Annotated in this window: 10 protein-coding genes; 7 read left to right on the forward strand and 3 right to left on the reverse strand. The window is 68.4% G+C overall.

Annotated features, from left to right (window positions below; translation table 11 throughout):
- The first annotated feature begins 314 nt into the window (after positions 1 to 314).
- From MKAN_RS19575 to MKAN_RS19595, 5 genes are read left to right on the forward strand one after another with little or no spacing between them, the layout of a single operon-like run.
- Positions 315 to 3,023, forward strand: a complete 2,709-nt coding sequence (locus MKAN_RS19575) for a sensor histidine kinase (protein WP_023371256.1) — start codon at positions 315 to 317, stop codon at positions 3,021 to 3,023.
- Positions 3,020 to 3,451 (forward strand): serine protease inhibitor, encoded by a 432-nt coding sequence (locus MKAN_RS19580; RefSeq protein WP_023371258.1) that lies wholly within the window; start codon positions 3,020 to 3,022, stop codon positions 3,449 to 3,451. The genes MKAN_RS19575 and MKAN_RS19580 overlap by 4 nt, the downstream gene beginning before the upstream one ends.
- Positions 3,427 to 3,810 carry a DUF742 domain-containing protein gene (locus tag MKAN_RS19585; protein WP_023371260.1) on the forward strand — a complete coding sequence of 128 codons (384 nt, stop codon included), beginning with the start codon at positions 3,427 to 3,429 and terminating at the stop codon, positions 3,808 to 3,810. The genes MKAN_RS19580 and MKAN_RS19585 overlap by 25 nt, the downstream gene beginning before the upstream one ends.
- A complete protein-coding gene (locus MKAN_RS19590; RefSeq protein WP_023371262.1) occupies positions 3,791 to 4,381 on the forward strand; it encodes a GTP-binding protein in 591 nt (196 codons plus the stop codon). The genes MKAN_RS19585 and MKAN_RS19590 overlap by 20 nt, the downstream gene beginning before the upstream one ends.
- Positions 4,382 to 4,386: 5 nt before the next feature.
- Positions 4,387 to 4,932, forward strand: coding sequence for a pentapeptide repeat-containing protein (locus tag MKAN_RS19595; RefSeq protein WP_099184622.1), 546 nt, complete (start codon positions 4,387 to 4,389; stop codon positions 4,930 to 4,932).
- A gap of 4 nt (positions 4,933 to 4,936) precedes the next feature.
- Here the strand turns inward: MKAN_RS19595 and MKAN_RS19600 are convergent, their stop codons facing one another.
- The 3 genes from MKAN_RS19600 to MKAN_RS19610 are packed head-to-tail and all read right to left on the reverse strand — an operon-like array spanning position 4,937 to position 12,662.
- Positions 4,937 to 7,477, reverse strand: a complete 2,541-nt coding sequence (locus MKAN_RS19600) for an ATP-binding cassette domain-containing protein (RefSeq protein WP_023371266.1) — start codon at positions 7,475 to 7,477, stop codon at positions 4,937 to 4,939.
- Positions 7,478 to 7,535: 58 nt separating this feature from the next.
- Positions 7,536 to 9,998 (reverse strand): ATP-binding cassette domain-containing protein, encoded by a 2,463-nt coding sequence (locus MKAN_RS19605; protein WP_036391034.1) that lies wholly within the window; start codon positions 9,996 to 9,998, stop codon positions 7,536 to 7,538.
- Positions 9,999 to 10,025: 27 nt separating this feature from the next.
- A complete protein-coding gene (locus MKAN_RS19610; RefSeq protein ID WP_023371270.1) occupies positions 10,026 to 12,662 on the reverse strand; it encodes an ATP-binding cassette domain-containing protein in 2,637 nt (878 codons plus the stop codon).
- Positions 12,663 to 13,171: 509 nt separating this feature from the next.
- On the opposite strand from MKAN_RS19610, the gene MKAN_RS19615 reads away from it, so the two are divergent.
- A complete protein-coding gene (locus MKAN_RS19615) occupies positions 13,172 to 14,422 on the forward strand; it encodes a YcaO-like family protein (RefSeq protein ID WP_023371274.1) in 1,251 nt (416 codons plus the stop codon).
- Positions 14,419 to 15,873 carry a TfuA-like protein gene (locus tag MKAN_RS19620; protein ID WP_023371276.1) on the forward strand — a complete coding sequence of 485 codons (1,455 nt, stop codon included), beginning with the start codon at positions 14,419 to 14,421 and terminating at the stop codon, positions 15,871 to 15,873. Before MKAN_RS19615 ends, MKAN_RS19620 begins: the two co-directional genes overlap by 4 nt.
- The last annotated feature ends 25 nt before the right edge of the window (positions 15,874 to 15,898 follow it).

Consider the following 15,898-nt stretch of genomic DNA (forward strand, 5'->3'; position numbering starts at 1 on the left):
GTGCAACACAACATAATTCGGGAGCGAGGCGGAAAACTGCTTCGCATGCCGGATCGCCGGTGACCACGCAGTCTTCGCATTTCGGACTACTGCCGGCGCCCGGTGTGTTGCGGCCGACGTTATCTGCTCAGTAACAATTGTGGAGGCCTCGGCTTTGTTCACAGGGGAGCCTGTCATACTCGTCGGATTGCCAGGCGTTTGCGTTGGCTCTCAGCTGCCGGGGCGGGCGGAACAAGGCAGGAAGTTTTGATGAGTCTCTGGTCTCTGCAAACGCGACGAATCAGGGGTGCGGCCGGTTGCCCGGCCGCAATAACGTGACCATGTTCGCCCGCCCGACCACTCCGGTCGCGGCGGTTCCACCCGAGGTGCGCGGCGCCCAACGGCGACCCGCGAGGCACCGCCCCGCGGCCTGGTCGCTGAGCAACTGGCCGGTTGGATGGAAAGTCGTCGCGATCGCCGTGGTACCGCTGCTGCTGGCGACGGTATTCGGAGTGTTGCGAATCGACGCCGCGATGGCCAATTCCGGAAATCTGCGGCTGGTTGCTGCCCGCGCCAACGTGATACCGGCGATCACCAAGTACATGTCGGCACTAGACGTGGCATTGCTGGCGAGTTCGACCGGACGCGACGTCGAGGGAGCCAAGAAGAACTTCACGGCCCGCAAGTACGAGTTGCAGACCCGCCTGGCCGACACCGACGTGATCCCCGACGTCCGGTCCGGGGTTAACACGCTGCTGAACGGCGGCCAGGCATTGCTGGACAAGGTGCTGGAGAACAGCATCGGTCTGCGGGACCGGATCACCACCTATGCGCCGCTGCTGTTGACGGCCGAGGATGCGATCAACGCGTCCGTGCGGGTCGACAGTGAGCAGATACGGGCCCAGGTTCAGGGCCTGAGCCGCGCCGTCGGAGCCCGCGGGCAGATGACGATGCAGGAGATCCTGGTGACCCGCGGCGCCGATCTTCCCGAGCCGCAACTGCGCACCTCGATGATCACCCTGGCCGGCACCGAACCGTCGACGCTGTTCGGGATGAGCGAAGTGCTCGGGGTCGGCTCGCCGGACGCCAAGAACCTGCAGCAGCAGCTGCTGACCCGGATGGCGATCATGTCCGATCCGGCCAGCGAGCTCGTCGACAACCCCGAACTGCTGCGTTCGATCAAGGTCACCGACGGGATCGCCGAGCAGGTCATCAAGGGCGCCACCGCGTCGGTGACGAATTCGGTCCAGGCGCAGGCCACCGCGCGGCGCGACGCCGCCGTCCGCGACGCCGTGCTTGTGCTGGCCGCCATCGCGATCGCACTGGTCGTCGTGTTGCTCGTGGCGCGAGCGCTGGTCCGGCCGCTGCGAGTACTGCGCGACGGCGCGCTGAAAGTCGCCCACACCGACCTCGAGGGCGAAATCGCCCGGGTGCGAGCCGGCGCCGAGCCGCAGCCGCAGCCGCTGGCCGTCTACACCACCGAGGAAATCGGCCAGGTCGCCCATGCGGTCGACGAACTGCACACCCAGGCCCTGCTGCTGGCCGGCGACGAGGCGCGGCTGCGGCTGCTGGTCAACGACATGTTCGAAACCATGTCGCGGCGTAGCCGTTCCCTGGTCGACCAGCAGCTGTCGCTGATCGACCGGCTCGAGCGCAACGAGCAGGACCCCGACCGGCTCGACAGCCTGTTCCGGCTGGATCACCTTGCCGCGCGGCTGCGCCGCAACAGCGCTAACCTGCTGGTTCTGGCGGGTGCGGAGATTTCCCGGGAGCGGCGCGAACCGGTTCCGTTGCCGACGGTGGTCAGCGCCGCCGTCTCGGAAGTCGAGGATTATCGCCGTGTCGCCGTCGGCGGCGTGGCCGACTGCAAGGTGATCGGCGGGGCCGCCGGCAGTGTGATCCACCTGCTCGCCGAGCTGATCGACAACGCGCTGAGCTATTCGCCGCCCACCACGACCGTTCGGGTGTCGGCGGTTCGCGGCAGCGCGGGTGGGGTGCTGCTGCGCGTCGCCGACTGCGGCTTGGGCATGACCGACTCCGATCGGCGCATCGCCAACATGCGGCTGCAGTCCGGCGGCGAGGTGACCCCTGACAATGCGCGCCACATGGGTCTTTTCGTGGTCGGCCGGCTGGCGGCCCGCCATGGCATCCGGGTGGGGTTGCGCGGCCCGTCGACCGGTGAAGCCGGTAATGGCACCACCGCCGAGGTCTACCTGCCCGTGGCCGTGCTGGCCGGCGGCGAGTCGCCGGCGAGCCAGGCCGGTGCGCCCGCGCCCACGCCGCGGCCCTTCATCATCAAGCCGCCCACCCCCGAACCGGCGGCGGACCCGGCCGCGACGTCGTCGTACCAGAACGGTGCCGACAAGCCGGTGCCGCCGGTGACCTTGCTGCCGCGTCGCAAGCCGGGCTCCAGCGGCATCACCGACATTCCCGCCCCGCCCGCCGGGCAGCAGCCACGGGCCCGGCGCGAGCTGAAAACGCCGTGGTGGGAGACCCGGCACGACGCCCGGCACGACGCTCAACGCGACGCCCAGCAGACCCCGGCCCAGACACCGCCAACGAAACAGGCCACCGCGTCGGATACCTCCGCATTTTTCGCACAGCGCTCGACTGCCGCCGCTGCGCGGCCCGCCGATCCGCCGCCCAAACCGTCGGTTCCGGCCGGTCCCGTTGACGACGACGTGATCTACCAGCGGATGCTGTCGGAAATGATGGGTGACCCGCGCGAGCTGGCCGCAAGCCCCGATCTGGATTGGCGGTCGGTGTGGGACCGCGGCTGGTCGGCCGCCGCCCAGGCCCAGGACAAGCCGGTGGAATCGCGCACCGACCACGGCCTGCCGGTGCGCACCCCCGGCGCCCGGCTGGTCCCCGGCGCCGCCGAACCCGAGCCCGGCGTCGGACCGCATCCCGACCGGCAACCGCCGGCTGCGGCCGCGGTGCGTGACCCCGATGCGGTTCGAGCCTCCATCGGCAGCCACTTCGGTGGCGTGCACACCGGCCGGGCGCACGCCCGCACGACCAGTCAGGAAGCCGATCAGCAATGAACACCCGTTCGTTGGACAGCCCGCTGGACTGGCTGGTGTCGAAGTTCGCCCGCGAGGTGCCCGGCGTCGCGCATGCCCTACTGGTGTCCGTCGACGGTCTACCGCTGGCCGCCAGCGAGTATCTACCCCGGGAACGCGCCGACCAGCTGGCGGCCGTCGCTTCCGGCCTGGCCAGCCTGGCCACCGGGGCCGCCCAGCTGTTCGAGGGTGGTCAGGTGTTGCAGTCGGTGGTCGAGATGCAGAACGGGTTTCTGCTGCTGATGCGGGTCGGCGACGGCTCGCATCTGGCGACGCTGGCGGTGACCGGATGCGACATCGGGCAGATCGGCTACGAGATGGCCATCCTGGTCGAGCGAGTCGGCAGCGTCGTGCAGTCCTCCCGCCGGGCCCAACCTGAGCCGCAGTGGACAGACGCGAGCCGCCGCTAGCCCGGCCGGGGGCGAACCTGGTCCGCCCGTACACCCTGACGGCCGGACGCACCGGCACCGACATCGACCTGCCGCTGGAAGCTGCGGTGCAGGCGCTGCCGGCGGGTTCGGCTCACCGGTGGCCGCCGCACGATATGCGAGGCAGAATCATCCGGTTATGCGCCGACAGCCCGTCGAGCCCGTCGGTGGCCGAAATCGCTGCCCGGCTGGATTTGCCGGTCGGTGTCGCGCGCGTCCTGGTGGGTGATCTGGTCAGCTCCGATTACCTTCGGGTGCAGGCGACCTTGACCGACCGCTCGACCAGCGATGAGCGCCGCGAACTCATAGGAAGGACGCTGCGTGGCCTCCAAGCACTCTGAGGCGCACCTCCGGGATACCGCGGCCCATGCCTCCACGAAGATCGTCATCGCGGGCGGATTCGGGGCCGGCAAGACCACGTTCGTCGGCGCGGTGTCGGAGATCATGCCGTTGCGCACCGAAGCGATGGTCACCGATGCCTCGGTGGGCGTCGACATGCTCGAAGTCACCCCGCAGAAGCAGACCACCACGGTGGCGATGGACTTCGGCCGCATCACCTTGGGCGAGGACCTGGTGCTCTACCTGTTCGGCACCCCGGGCCAGCGCCGGTTCTGGTTCATGTGGGACGACTTGGTGCGCGGCGCCATCGGCGCGATCGTCCTCGTCGACTGTCGCCGCCTGGAGGACAGCTTCGCCGCGGTCGACTTCTTCGAGCACCGCAACCTGCCGTTCCTGGTCGCCGTCAACGAATTCGACGGCGCGCCACGGTATCCGGCCGCCGAGGTGCGCCAGGCGCTGACGCTGCCCGCGCACATCCCGGTGATCAACATCGACGCCCGCAGCCGCAGGTCTGCCACCGACGCGCTGATCGCGGTCAGCGAGTACGCGCTGGCCAGCCTGACGGGCAGCTGACCGCGTTGCAGTGGGTGGACTGCGAATTCGACTGCCGGGATTTCCGGGACGAAGACCTCAGCCGATTGTGCACCGAACGCGTCGTGTTCAGCGGATGCGACTTCAGCGGCGTCAACCTGGCCGAGTCGCAGCACCGCGGATCGGCGTTTCGCAACTGCACTTTTGAGCGAACAGCGCTGTGGCACAGCACTTTCCAGCAATGCAGCCTGCTCGGCTCGGTATTCGTGGGTTGCCGGCTGCGGCCGCTGACGTTCGACGACGTCGACTTCACCCTCGCGGTGCTGGCGGGTAACGACCTGCGCGGCGCCGACCTGAGCGGCTGCCGGCTGCGCGAGACCAGCCTGGTGGAGGCCGACCTGCGCAAGGCCGTGCTGCGCGGGGCCGACCTGAGCGGCGCGCGCACCACCGGCGCCCGGTTGGACGGGGCCGATCTGCGTGGGGCCACCGTGGACCCGTCGCTGTGGACAACGGCGTCGCTGACGGGAGCGCGCATCGACGTTCCGCAAGCTCTGGCGTTTGCGCTGGCACACGGGTTGCGGCTGGACGCTTGAAGTCTCAGCGTTTGAGCCTGATCCGCCACAGCACGAAGCCGGCGTAGACCGTCGACAACAGCCCCAGCATCGCCATGTCGAGCAGCCAGGCTCCGGTCGTGTGATGCCAGTGGCTGTCCTTCGGGCTGAACGGGCTTGGTTGCACGGTGTTGAGGTCGATCGTCGAGGCCGACGCCGCGAAGCCCCACCGGGCCGGGGTCAGCCAGGACAGCTGGTCGAGCACCACGCGGTTGGTGACCGGAATGATGCCGCTGGAGAACACCAGCTGCGCCATGATTGCGACCACCAGCAGCGGCAGGATCTGGTCGCTGGAGCGGGCCAGCGCGGACATGCCCATGCCGACGATCGCCGAGGCGAAGCAGGTGGCGGCGACGGCGACAAACAGCTCGAGCGTCGGATTGCCCAGCAGCACGGCTCCCCGGGTCGGTGCGCCCTTGCCGATCACCGCGATGGTGGTCACGATCGCCGCCTGCGCGGTGGCGAACATCGAGAACACCGCGATCTTGGCCAGCAGGTATGCCTGCGTGGACAAGCCGAAGGCTTGCTCGCGGTGGAAGATGGGCCGCTCGCCGACCAAGTCGCGGATGGTCAGCGCGGTGCCCATGAACACGGCCCCGACGCACAGCAGGACCAGTATCTGCGCCGGCTCGGCCGGTGTCTTGCCGTTCGGGTCGGCCACGCCGAAGCCGCTGTGGCCCGGCACGGTCAAGGTCAGCAGCCCCAGCATGAACGGCAGTGCGGCCAGAAACACCGTGTACCAGCGATCGGAGACAACCAGCCGGACCTGCCGGCGCGCGACCGTCGAGAACTGGCGCCACACGTCGACGTGTACCGGCTCACCCAGATCCCCCGGCTCGGCCCGGGCCGAGAGCTTCGGCTCCGACCCGCGCTGCGCCAGGAACCGGCGCTTGGCCTCGTCGGGATCGGCGCCCACCTTGATGAAGATGTGGGCCCAGTTGCTGGTCCCCATCACCGAGCCCACCTGGTCGGGCGGGCCGAAGTAGGCCGTCTTGCCGCCGGGCGCCAGCAACAGCAGCTGGTCGCACAGGTCGAGGTAGGACACCGAGTGGGTGACCACCACCACCGTCCGGCCGGCGTCGGCGAGCTTGCGCAGCATCATCATCACCTGGGAATCCAGCGCCGGGTCCAGGCCGGTGGTCGGCTCGTCGAGAATCAGCAGCGACGGACCGGTGAGCAGCTCCAGCGCGACCGACGCGCGTTTTCGTTGCCCACCGGACAACTTGTCCACCCGGGTATCGCCGTGCTCGGTCAGCTCGAGCTCCTCGAGCACCCGGGCGACGACCTTGGCCCGGTCGGCGCTGCTGGTGTCCGGCGGCAGGCGCAGCTCGGCGGCATACCCCAGCGCCTGGTTCACCGTCAGCTGCCGGTGCACCACGTCGTCTTGCGGAACCATCCCGATCCTGCTGCGCAGGGTCGCGTATTCGGCGTGGATGTCGTGTCCCTCGAAGGTGATCGAGCCGGCGCTGGGGCGGGTGTAGCCGGCGATGAGCCGGGCCAGTGTGGTCTTGCCCGCTCCCGATCCGCCGATGATGGCGGTCAGGGTGCCGGGGCGGGCGGTCAGCGAGATGTTGTCGAGCAGCTGCTTGCCGTCGATCTCGAACTGCACCCGGTTGACCTCCAGGCCGCCGGCTGGCGTCCCGGCATCGGCCTGGCGGGTCAGCGTGCCGGCGGAGAACACCATGTCGACGTTGCCGATCGTGACCACGTCGCCCTCGCTGAGCACCGCCGACCCGATCCGCACCCCGTTGACGTAGGTTCCGTTGACGCTGCGGGCGTCGCGGATTTCGGTGCCGAGCGCCGTCTGGACCAGGAAGGCGTGCCGTCGCGACGCCAAGACGTCGGGGACGACGATGTCGTTGTCCTGCGCTCGGCCAACTGTCACTGCACCCGCCAGCCGGCGGTTTCGGCCGGACTCGGGCCACAGGGAACGGATCACCTTCGTCGCCAGGTTCGACGGGTCGCGCGGAGGAACGGGCGGGTGACTCGGCGGGCGCGGGGGAGCCGGGTCCGGCGCTAGGTACGGCCCCATCCGGGTGGGTGGCGGCTGGGGCCCGGGATGGACCCTGCCCAGCCGGGTCGGCGGTGCGGGGTGGGCGGGCTCCATCGCCGGTATCGGGCCCGGCGCCGGTGGTGGAACCGGTCGCGCAGCCGGATGCGGGCGGAGCTGCGCGGCCGGTATCGGCGCCGTTCGCGGCGGCCGTCCGGCGGGCACCTCGGGTTGTCCCACCTCGAAGGTCAGGCAGGGTCCGTCGGGACTGCCGATGTTGATCCGCTGGCCGGGGTGGATTTCCACGGCGTGCACCCGCCGGTGGTCCACGAACGTGCCCTCGTGCGATCCGTTGTCGATTGCCATCCACCTGCCATGATCGAAGCGCAGTAGCAGGTGGGCCCGGGAGACCGACGGGTGGCTGACGTGCATGTCGGCACGCAGGTCGCTGCCGACGATGATGTCGTGACCTGCGGCGAAAGTGCGTTGCGGCCCGAGCCCCAACACTGTCAGCACGGGCGGCGCCACCGTGTTCATCGAAACTAGCTGTAGCCGCTGACACCCGCTCCAAAACCTGGGCGGGCTTCGGGCCGCGTCAGTGGCGTCTGAGCCGGATGCGCCACCAGACCAGGCAGGCATAGGCCACCGACAGCGTCGCGAGCATCGCCATGTCGAACAGCCACGCCGGGCGCGAGTGCGTCCAGTGGCTGTCCTCGGGACTGTATGAGCCGGGGACCAGCTCGCGCAGGTTGACCGTCGCCGCCGATGCCGCGTACCCCCACCGCGCGGGCACCGCCCACGACAACTGGTCCAGGAAGAGCCGGTTGGTCACCGGGACCAGGCCACCGGCGAGCACCAGCTGCAGCATCAGCGACACCACCAGCAACGGCATGATCTGCTCACTGGACCGGGCGACCGACGACAGCAGCAAGCCCAGAATCGCCGAGGCCACACAGGTGGCGGCGACCGTGGTGAACAGCTCGAAGCTGGGGTTGCCGAGCAGCACCGCCTGCTGGGTCGGTACGCCCTTGCCCAGGAGCACGACCCCGGTCGTGATCGCCGCTTGGGTGATGGCGAACATGCAGAACACCGTGATCTTGGCGCCCAGGTAGGCCCTCGTCGACAACCCCACGGCCTGCTCGCGACGGAAGATGGCGCGCTCGCCGATGAGATCGCGGATGGTCAGTGCGGTACCCATGAAGACGGCGGCGATGGACAGCAGCGTCAAAATCTGTGCGGCCTCGTCGGGTGTCTGGCTGGTCGGTTGGGCCATGCCGAACCCGGTGTCACCCGGAACCGTCAGGGACAGCGCACCCAGGACGAACGGCAAGGCAGCCAGGAATGTGAAGTAGGCCCGGTCGGCAACGACCAGCCGAACCTGTCGGCGCGCGATGGTGGAGAACTGGCGGCGCACGCTGGTGTGTGCCGGTTCGCCCAGGTCGGTGGGCGTCTCGATCGGCGCCGGTGCGGGGGGCTGGTTGCGGGCCAGAAAGCGGCGGTTGGCCTCGTCGGGATCGGCACCGACCTTCGCGAAAATCTGGGCCCAGTTTGTGGTGCCCATCGCCTGCCCGATCTGGTCGGGCGGCCCCAGGAACGCGGTCTTGCCCCCGGGCGCCATGAGCAGCACCTGATCACAGACGTCGAGGTAGGTCAGCGAGTGGGTGACCACCAACACCACCCGGCCGGCGTCGGCGAGTTGCCGCAGCATCGTCATGACCTGCAGGTCCAGCGCCGGGTCCAGGCCCGACGTCGGCTCGTCGAGAATCAGCAGCGACGGGCCGGTGAGCAGTTCCAGGGCCACCGAGGCCCGTTTGCGCTGGCCGCCGGACAGCTTGTCGACGCGGGTGTCGGCGTGTTCGGTGAGCCGCAGTTCTTCGAGCACCCCGGCGACCACCTGGGCGCGATCCTGCTTGCTGGTATCCGGCGGCAGCCGCAGTTCGGCGGCATAGCCGAGCGCCTGGTTGATGGTCAGTTGCCGGTGCACGACGTCGTCTTGGGGGACCATCCCGATCCGGCTGCGCAACGATGCGTATTCGGTGTGGATGTTGTGGCCCTCGAAGGTCACCGTGCCCGAGGTGGGGCTGAGATAGCCGGCAATCAGCCGCGACAGCGTGGTCTTGCCGGCGCCGGAGCCGCCGATGACGGCGGTCAGCGTGCCCGGCCGCGCGGTCAGCGACACGTTGTCGAGCAGCGCGGCGCCGTTGACGGTGTAACTGATCCCAGTGACCTCCAGGCCGCCGGTGCGGGTGGCCGCTTCGGCACGGCGAACCAGGGTGGTCCCGGTGAACGCCAGGTCGACGTTGCCGATGGTGACCACGTCACCCTCGCGAAGGATCGCCGAGCCGACCCGGATCCCGTTGACGAACGTCCCGTTGATGCTGTGCGCGTCGTTGATCTCGGTGCCCACCGGTGTGGGGGTCAGGAACGCGTGGTGGCGCGACGCCAGCACGTCGGCGACGACGATGTCGTTGTCGAGCGCCCGGCCGATCCAGGAAATGCCCGCGCCGGTCGGCGCGTGGCCGGAGGCGGCGCCCGCGACGTTGAGCGTCGTGGTGCGTTCCGCCTGCGGGGGCGGTGGAGAAACCGGTATGACGGTGGTGCGCTGTGCCCCGGGGTAGCCGGGTGCGCCCGGTGCCGGCGGCGCGGGGCCGGGCGGCTGCGCGGGTGGCCGGTGCTGCTGCTGCTCGGTACCGGCGGCTGGACCCCCGGGCGGCGGAAAGCCGGTCTGCGGCAGCAGGCCGATGATGCCGCGGTGATGCCCCACTTCGAAGCTGATGCGCGGCCCGTCGGGCCTGCCGAGGTTGACCACCAGGCCGTCACGGATGTCCACCAGCGGCACCCGGCGGCCGTCGACGAACATCCCGGTCCGTGAATTGTCGATGGCGATCCAGTTGCCCTGCTCGAAGCGCACCACCACGTGCGCCTGGGCCACCAGCGGGTGTGCGACGCGCAGGTCGGCCCGCAGATCACTGCCCACGATCGCGTCGGCGCCCGGAGCGAAGCTGCGTTGAGAGCGGTCCGACCGAACCGTCAGCACTGGCCGCTGAGCTCGGGTCATTGCTTCACCCTAAGAGTTGCGCCCGCGTCAGCGCCGTCGGAGCCGGATCCTCCACCACACGATGGCGGTATAGGCGATCGACACCACCCCGAGCATGGCCATGTCGAATAGCCACGCGCTCGCCTTGTGGTCCCAGTGCTGGTCTTTCGGGTCGGTTGGGCCGGGTACCAGCCGGTGGGTGTCGATCGTCGACGCCGACGCCGCGTAGCCCCAGCGGGCGGGTGTGGCCCAGGACAACTGGTCGAGCAGGATCCGGTCGGTCACCCAGATCATGCCCCCGGAGAACACCAGCTGAGACATGATCGAGAACACCAGCATCGGCATGATCTGGTCCTGCGACTGCGCCAGCGCCGACAGTGCCATGCCCAGCATCGCCGAGGCCACACAGGTCGCGGCCACGGTGACGAACAGTTCGAACCGGACGTCTCCCAGCAGCACCGCGTCGGAAAGCGGCTTGCCCCAGCCGATCACACAGATGGTGGTGGCGATCGCCGCCTGCGCGATCGCGAACGCGGAGAACACCACGATCTTGGCGGCCATATAGGCCGCGGTGGACAAGCCGACCGCCTGCTCGCGCCGGAAGATGGGACGCTCACCGATGAGGTCACGGATCGTCAGCGCCGTCCCCATGAATACCGCCCCGACATTGAGCATGACCAGAATCTGGTCGGGCTGGGCGGGATTGTTGCCCAGCGGATCCGACATCCCGAATCCGGTCTTGCCGCGAACGGTGAGGCTCAGCACGCCGATGAGGAACGGCAGCAACGCCAGGAACACCGTGTAGCCACGGTCGGAAACGACCAGGCGAACCTGGCGGCGGGCGATGGTGGAGAACTGCCGAAACACGTCGGTGTGCACCGGTTCGCCCAGGTCGGCGGCGGGGCTGGCCTGGGACGGAAACGCCGGCTGGGCCTGCTTGTCGGCCAGGAAGCGGCGGTTGGCCTCGTCGGGGTCGGCGCCCACCTTGGCGAAAATGTCGGCCCAGTTGGTGGTTCCCATGGCCTGACCGATCTGGTCGGGCGGGCCCAGGAATGCCGTCTTGCCGCCCGGAGCGACCAGCAGCAGCTGATCGCAGACGTCCAGGTAGGACACGGAGTGGGTGACCACCAGCACCACACGGCCGGCGTCGGCGAGTTGCCGCAGCATCATCATCACCTGCCGGTCCAGCGCCGGATCCAGACCCGTCGTCGGCTCGTCGAGAATCAGCAGCGACGGACCGGTGAGCAGTTCGAGCGCCACCGACGCGCGCTTGCGCTGCCCGCCGGACAACTTGTCCACTCGTGTGTCGGCGTGTTTGGTCAGCTCGAGTTCCTCGAGGACCTGGGCGACCACCTGGTCGCGGTCGGCCTTGCTGGTGTCGGGCGGCAGCCGCAGTTCGGCGGCGTACCCGAGGGCCTGGTTGACGGTGAGCTGGCGATGCACGACGTCGTCTTGGGGGACCATCCCGATTCTGCTGCGCATGGACGCGTACTCGGTGTGGATGTTGTGGCCCTCGAAGGTCACGGTTCCCGAGCTGGGGCTGGTGTAACCCGCGATCAGTCGCGACAGGGTGGTCTTGCCGGCGCCGGAGCCGCCGATGATGGCCGTCAATGTGCCGGGGCGGGCGGTCAGCGAGATGTGGTCGAGCAGTTGCTTGCCATCGGCTTTGAAGCAGACCGATTTCACTTCCAGGCCGCCGGTGCGGGTGGCCGCCTCCGTGCGGCGAATCAGCGTGCCGCCGGTGAACACCAGGTCCACGTTGCCGATGGTGACGACGTCGCCGTCGCTCAAGATCGCCGAGCCGACCCGGACCCCGTTGACGAACGTCCCGTTGACGCTGTGGGCGTCGCGGATTTCGGTGCCCAGGGGTGTCATGGTCAGGAAAGCGTGGTGACGCGACGCCAGGACGTCCTGGATCACGACGTCGTTATCGGTGGCGCGGCCGATCGTGACCGATCCCGCCGGCATTTCATTGGACCCGGTCCGCGGCAACAGCGCATGGATCATCTTGGTCGCCAGATTGGCCACCTCGGGCGGCTTGGCGGCGCTGGGCTGCATCTGCGTGGGCGGCGACGGGCGCGGCCCGGCCGGTGCATAATTCGGCGGCTGGTTCGGCGGCTGGTTCGATGGCTGGCGCGGCGGCCCCGGTGCAAACCCGGGCTGCCGGGACGCCGAGCTGGGGTACATCGGTTGCCCCGATTTCGGGGGCGGGCCGGGATGCGGTCGCGCCGACGGCGGCGCGGTCCAGTTCGACTGGCGTGCCGGCGGCGGCGGTCCCGGGTGACCAGCAACCTGCGTCGCCGCCGGCGGCCACGGCGACGACTGGGTGCCCACCCGCATCGACTCGGTTTGCGGTGGCCGCCCGGCCATCCCCACGTGCCGGCCGACCTCAAAGGTCAGCAACGGCCCGTCGGGGTTGCCGATGTTGACGCTCTGGCCGTCCTGGATGTCGACCATCGGCACCCGCCGGCCGTTGCAGAAGGTCCCGTTCAGCGAATTGTTGTCGATCGCCAGCCACCGGCCCTGATCGAACCGCAACAGCAGGTGTGCCCGGGAGATCAGCGGATGCGTGATGCGCATGTCGGCGCGCAAGTCGCGGCCGACTACCACGTCATGGCCGGGCGCGAAAGTACGTGCAGACCCGTCGTAGCGAACAGTCAGCGCGGGCGGGGCAGATTGAGGCATTATTCCAACTGTATCTAAGGCCGGGGTTAATACTTCTCGGCGGCGCAACACTCGCGTGGCGCGGCGCACGCGCGCATGCAGCCCGGCTGCCTGCGTACTTGTGCGAGCCACCGCACCGCAAGCGGCGAGCATTCGATAGCTATCAGCTACTATTGCCTACCGTTACAATTCCGCATGTTAAGTAACGACCCGGCCGAGTGAAGTTCTGACACAAAGCGCGGCTGGCGACCGTTCGTCCCGCACGAAAGGAGGTGATCACATGGCCCATGAACTTCTGTTTGTCGAAGACGAAGCAACGTATCGGCTCCACTACGTTTGCTACTGGTTCAACGCGGAGAGCATCGACTGAAGAGGAGATGTCGTCCGTGGAGGCGACGCTGGTGGGGGTTTGTCAGGCAATGAACCCCCACCAGCGGTCTCCAATGTTTTCCCGCGTCAGGTAGAGCTGCACCAGCCGCCGACAGCAACCGCACTCCTGTGCGATCCCCGCAACTAGAGGACGTGAGTCCATGTCTGAATCATGCGCTGCGGCCACCGCCGCGTCCGTGGGCCCGGATTGGTCGCAGTGGCCGACCCGGGTGCTGGGCCATGCCAATCCCACCTCGATCGCCCATCGGGCGGGGACCTACCGAATCATGTCTCCCGAACAGACCTGGCGGGCCGTGCAACCGATGCTGGAATTGGCGGGCATCACCCGCGTCGCCGACCTCACCTGGCTCGACGATCTCGGCATTCCCACCGTTCAGGCAGTGCGTCCCGCCTCTGTGACACTTTCGGTCAGTCAGGGCAAGGCCGCGACCTACCGCGCCGCCCAAGTTTCCGCGGTCATGGAATCGCTGGAAACCTGGCACGCTGAAAACGTCACGCCCGACCTGTTTTCCATGAGGACAACGGACCTCGCGGCAGCTCTGACCTACGATCCGGCCCACCTGCTCCTGTCGGCCCGAAGCATCTACCACCCTGGCGCCAAGCTCGACTGGATGACCGCGACGACGCTGTTGACCGGCCGCCAAACCTGGGTGCCGTGGGAGGCGGTTCTGGTGAACGCGGCGGTCGACAACCGCTGGGACCCGCCGATGTTCTCGATGGACACCACGGGGTTGGCCTCGGGCAACAGCTACTGGGAGGCCAGCCTCCATGGCCTCTACGAGGTCATGGAACGCCACGCCATGGCCGCCGGCGAACCCGGAAGCACCCTGTTCGAGGTGCCTGTCGACGATGTCGCCGACTCCGGCTGCGCCGAATTGGTCGACATGATCTACCGGGCCGGGAGCGAACTGAAGATAGCGCGGACCGACACGTGGGACGGTTTCCCGTGCTTTACCGCCGAGATCTGTTCGCCCATGCTGGGGGTTCCGTTCAGCGGCTTCGGGTTACACCACGATCCCAACGTGGCGTTGTCCCGGGCGATCACCGAAGCCGCGCAATCGCGGCTGACGGCTATCAGCGGAGCACGCGAAGACCTGTCGCCGGCGTTGTACCACCGCTTCGCCCGGGTGCACGCCTACGGCCCGTTGCGGCCAACCATGCGGCACTTGCCTACCGCCGAACCCACACCGTGGCACGTTCCCGGCACCGATTCGTTGAGTGACCTGTTGGCTTCGGCCGCAACGGCGGTGGCGGACCGGTCGGGCACCGAGCCGCTGGCGGTCGTGTGCGATCTCGCCGGCAGCTGTGTTCCGGTGGTGAAGGTGATCGCGCCCGGTCTGACGGCCTCGCACGGTTCTCCGATGCGCACCCCCTTGCAGGAGTCGGCATGAGGGCCGCCCGCCGGATCGTGGTGACCGCGGGGCCCACCATCGGCGTCGCCGATGTCCACACGGTGGTGCCCAATGCCGAGGTGGTGCCTCCGATTTCGTTCGGCGACGCCCTGCGGTACGGGCTGAAGCCCGGCGACACGCTGCTGATTGTCGACGGGTTGTTCTTCCAGCACCCCCCGGTGCGGCACAAAGAACTGTTGACCTTGATCCAGGACGGAGTCCGCGTCGTCGGCTCGTCCAGCATGGGTGCGCTGCGCGCCGCCGAACTGCATCCCTTCGGAATGGAAGGCTACGGTTGGGTATTCGACAACTACCGCAACGGATATTTGGAAGCCGACGACGAGGTCGCCATGGTCCACGGCGAGCCCGAAGACGGCTATCCCGTCTTCGTCGACGCGTTGGTCAACATCCGCCAAACGCTGGCACGCGCTGTCGAGACCGGTTTGCTGTCAGCACAATTGGCGGCTGATCTGGTCGAAACGGCGGGCCGCACGCCGTTCACCATGCGCACCTGGGATCGGCTGCTGGCCGCGCTCGAGGTGCCCGAAAGAAGTTGCTTGGCAAAGCAATTGACGGCATCGCGGGTCGATATCAAACACGCCGACGCGGTGGTGGCGCTCCGCAACATCGTCGACGGGCAGGACGGCGTCGCCACCCGCCCGGGCCCACCGCCGACGGTGTGGTCGGTTCGCTGGAAACAACGTTGGGAGCCCCCGGTGCCGGTCGCCATCACCTCCGGCACCGACACCGACACGGGCACCACCCTCGGCGTCCGCGACACCGACGTCCTATCCCTGCTGAGCATCTGCGCCGCCGACCGCTGGGCCTACCTTCCCGCTCTCGAGCAGGTCGCCTCCTGGTACTGGATCGTCACCCACCCCGGTGATCACGGCGACGTTCGCCAGCACGCATCCCGCGCCGTCGCGCAGGTGGCTGCCGGCACCCGCCGACGCGCGTTGGAGACCGTCGCCCACCGGTACGCCGTAGCCATCGGACTTGCCGACGAGTCCGGCTTTCCGGCGTCGGTTCGATCGCAGTGGCTGACCGACGAAGAAAACGCCACGCTCGGTACCGACCCGATCGCCGTCTCAGCGTTGCTCGTTACCCGCACCCTGTTTGTCACCCGGTCGCTTCCTGCCATCGAGCACTTTCTCGACCTGTTACGCGCGGACCCGCGCCTGCCGCACTGGCGCAGTGTCACGGCACAAGCGTTGGCCCGGCGCGATGAACTTGCCCGTCGCAAGCCGCATTTGAACCTGCACCGACCCGACCCAAGACAACTCAAAAACCTCTTTGCCAAGCGATGGGGCGCCGAAGTGGACCGCATCGAACTGGCCCGGCGCGGCCTGATGAGTGAAGAAGCCTTCTACACCGCCGCCACCCTGTTCGCGGTCGCGGCCGCCGATGACCGGTTGCCGTCCATCGAAGTCGGCGCCTTGGGTCCGGCCTAAGCCGAGGAAACCTCGTGCGTGGTCA

The organism is Mycobacterium kansasii ATCC 12478 (assembly GCF_000157895.3).
Taxonomy (GTDB): Bacteria; Actinomycetota; Actinomycetes; order Mycobacteriales; family Mycobacteriaceae; genus Mycobacterium; species Mycobacterium kansasii.

What these genes read in the sequence shown, in the direction of transcription:
- MKAN_RS19580 (WP_023371258.1), top strand. Translation starts at nt 3,020, where the DNA reads ATGAACACCCGTTCGTTGGACAGCCCGCTGGACTGGCTGGTGTCGAAG.
- MKAN_RS19600 (WP_023371266.1), bottom strand. Translation starts at nt 7,477, where the DNA reads ATGAACACGGTGGCGCCGCCCGTGCTGACAGTGTTGGGGCTCGGGCCG.
- MKAN_RS19605 (WP_036391034.1), bottom strand. Translation starts at nt 9,998, where the DNA reads ATGACCCGAGCTCAGCGGCCAGTGCTGACGGTTCGGTCGGACCGCTCT.
- MKAN_RS19610 (WP_023371270.1), bottom strand. Translation starts at nt 12,662, where the DNA reads ATGCCTCAATCTGCCCCGCCCGCGCTGACTGTTCGCTACGACGGGTCT.
- MKAN_RS19615 (WP_023371274.1), top strand. Translation starts at nt 13,172, where the DNA reads ATGTCTGAATCATGCGCTGCGGCCACCGCCGCGTCCGTGGGCCCGGAT.
- MKAN_RS19620 (WP_023371276.1), top strand. Translation starts at nt 14,419, where the DNA reads ATGAGGGCCGCCCGCCGGATCGTGGTGACCGCGGGGCCCACCATCGGC.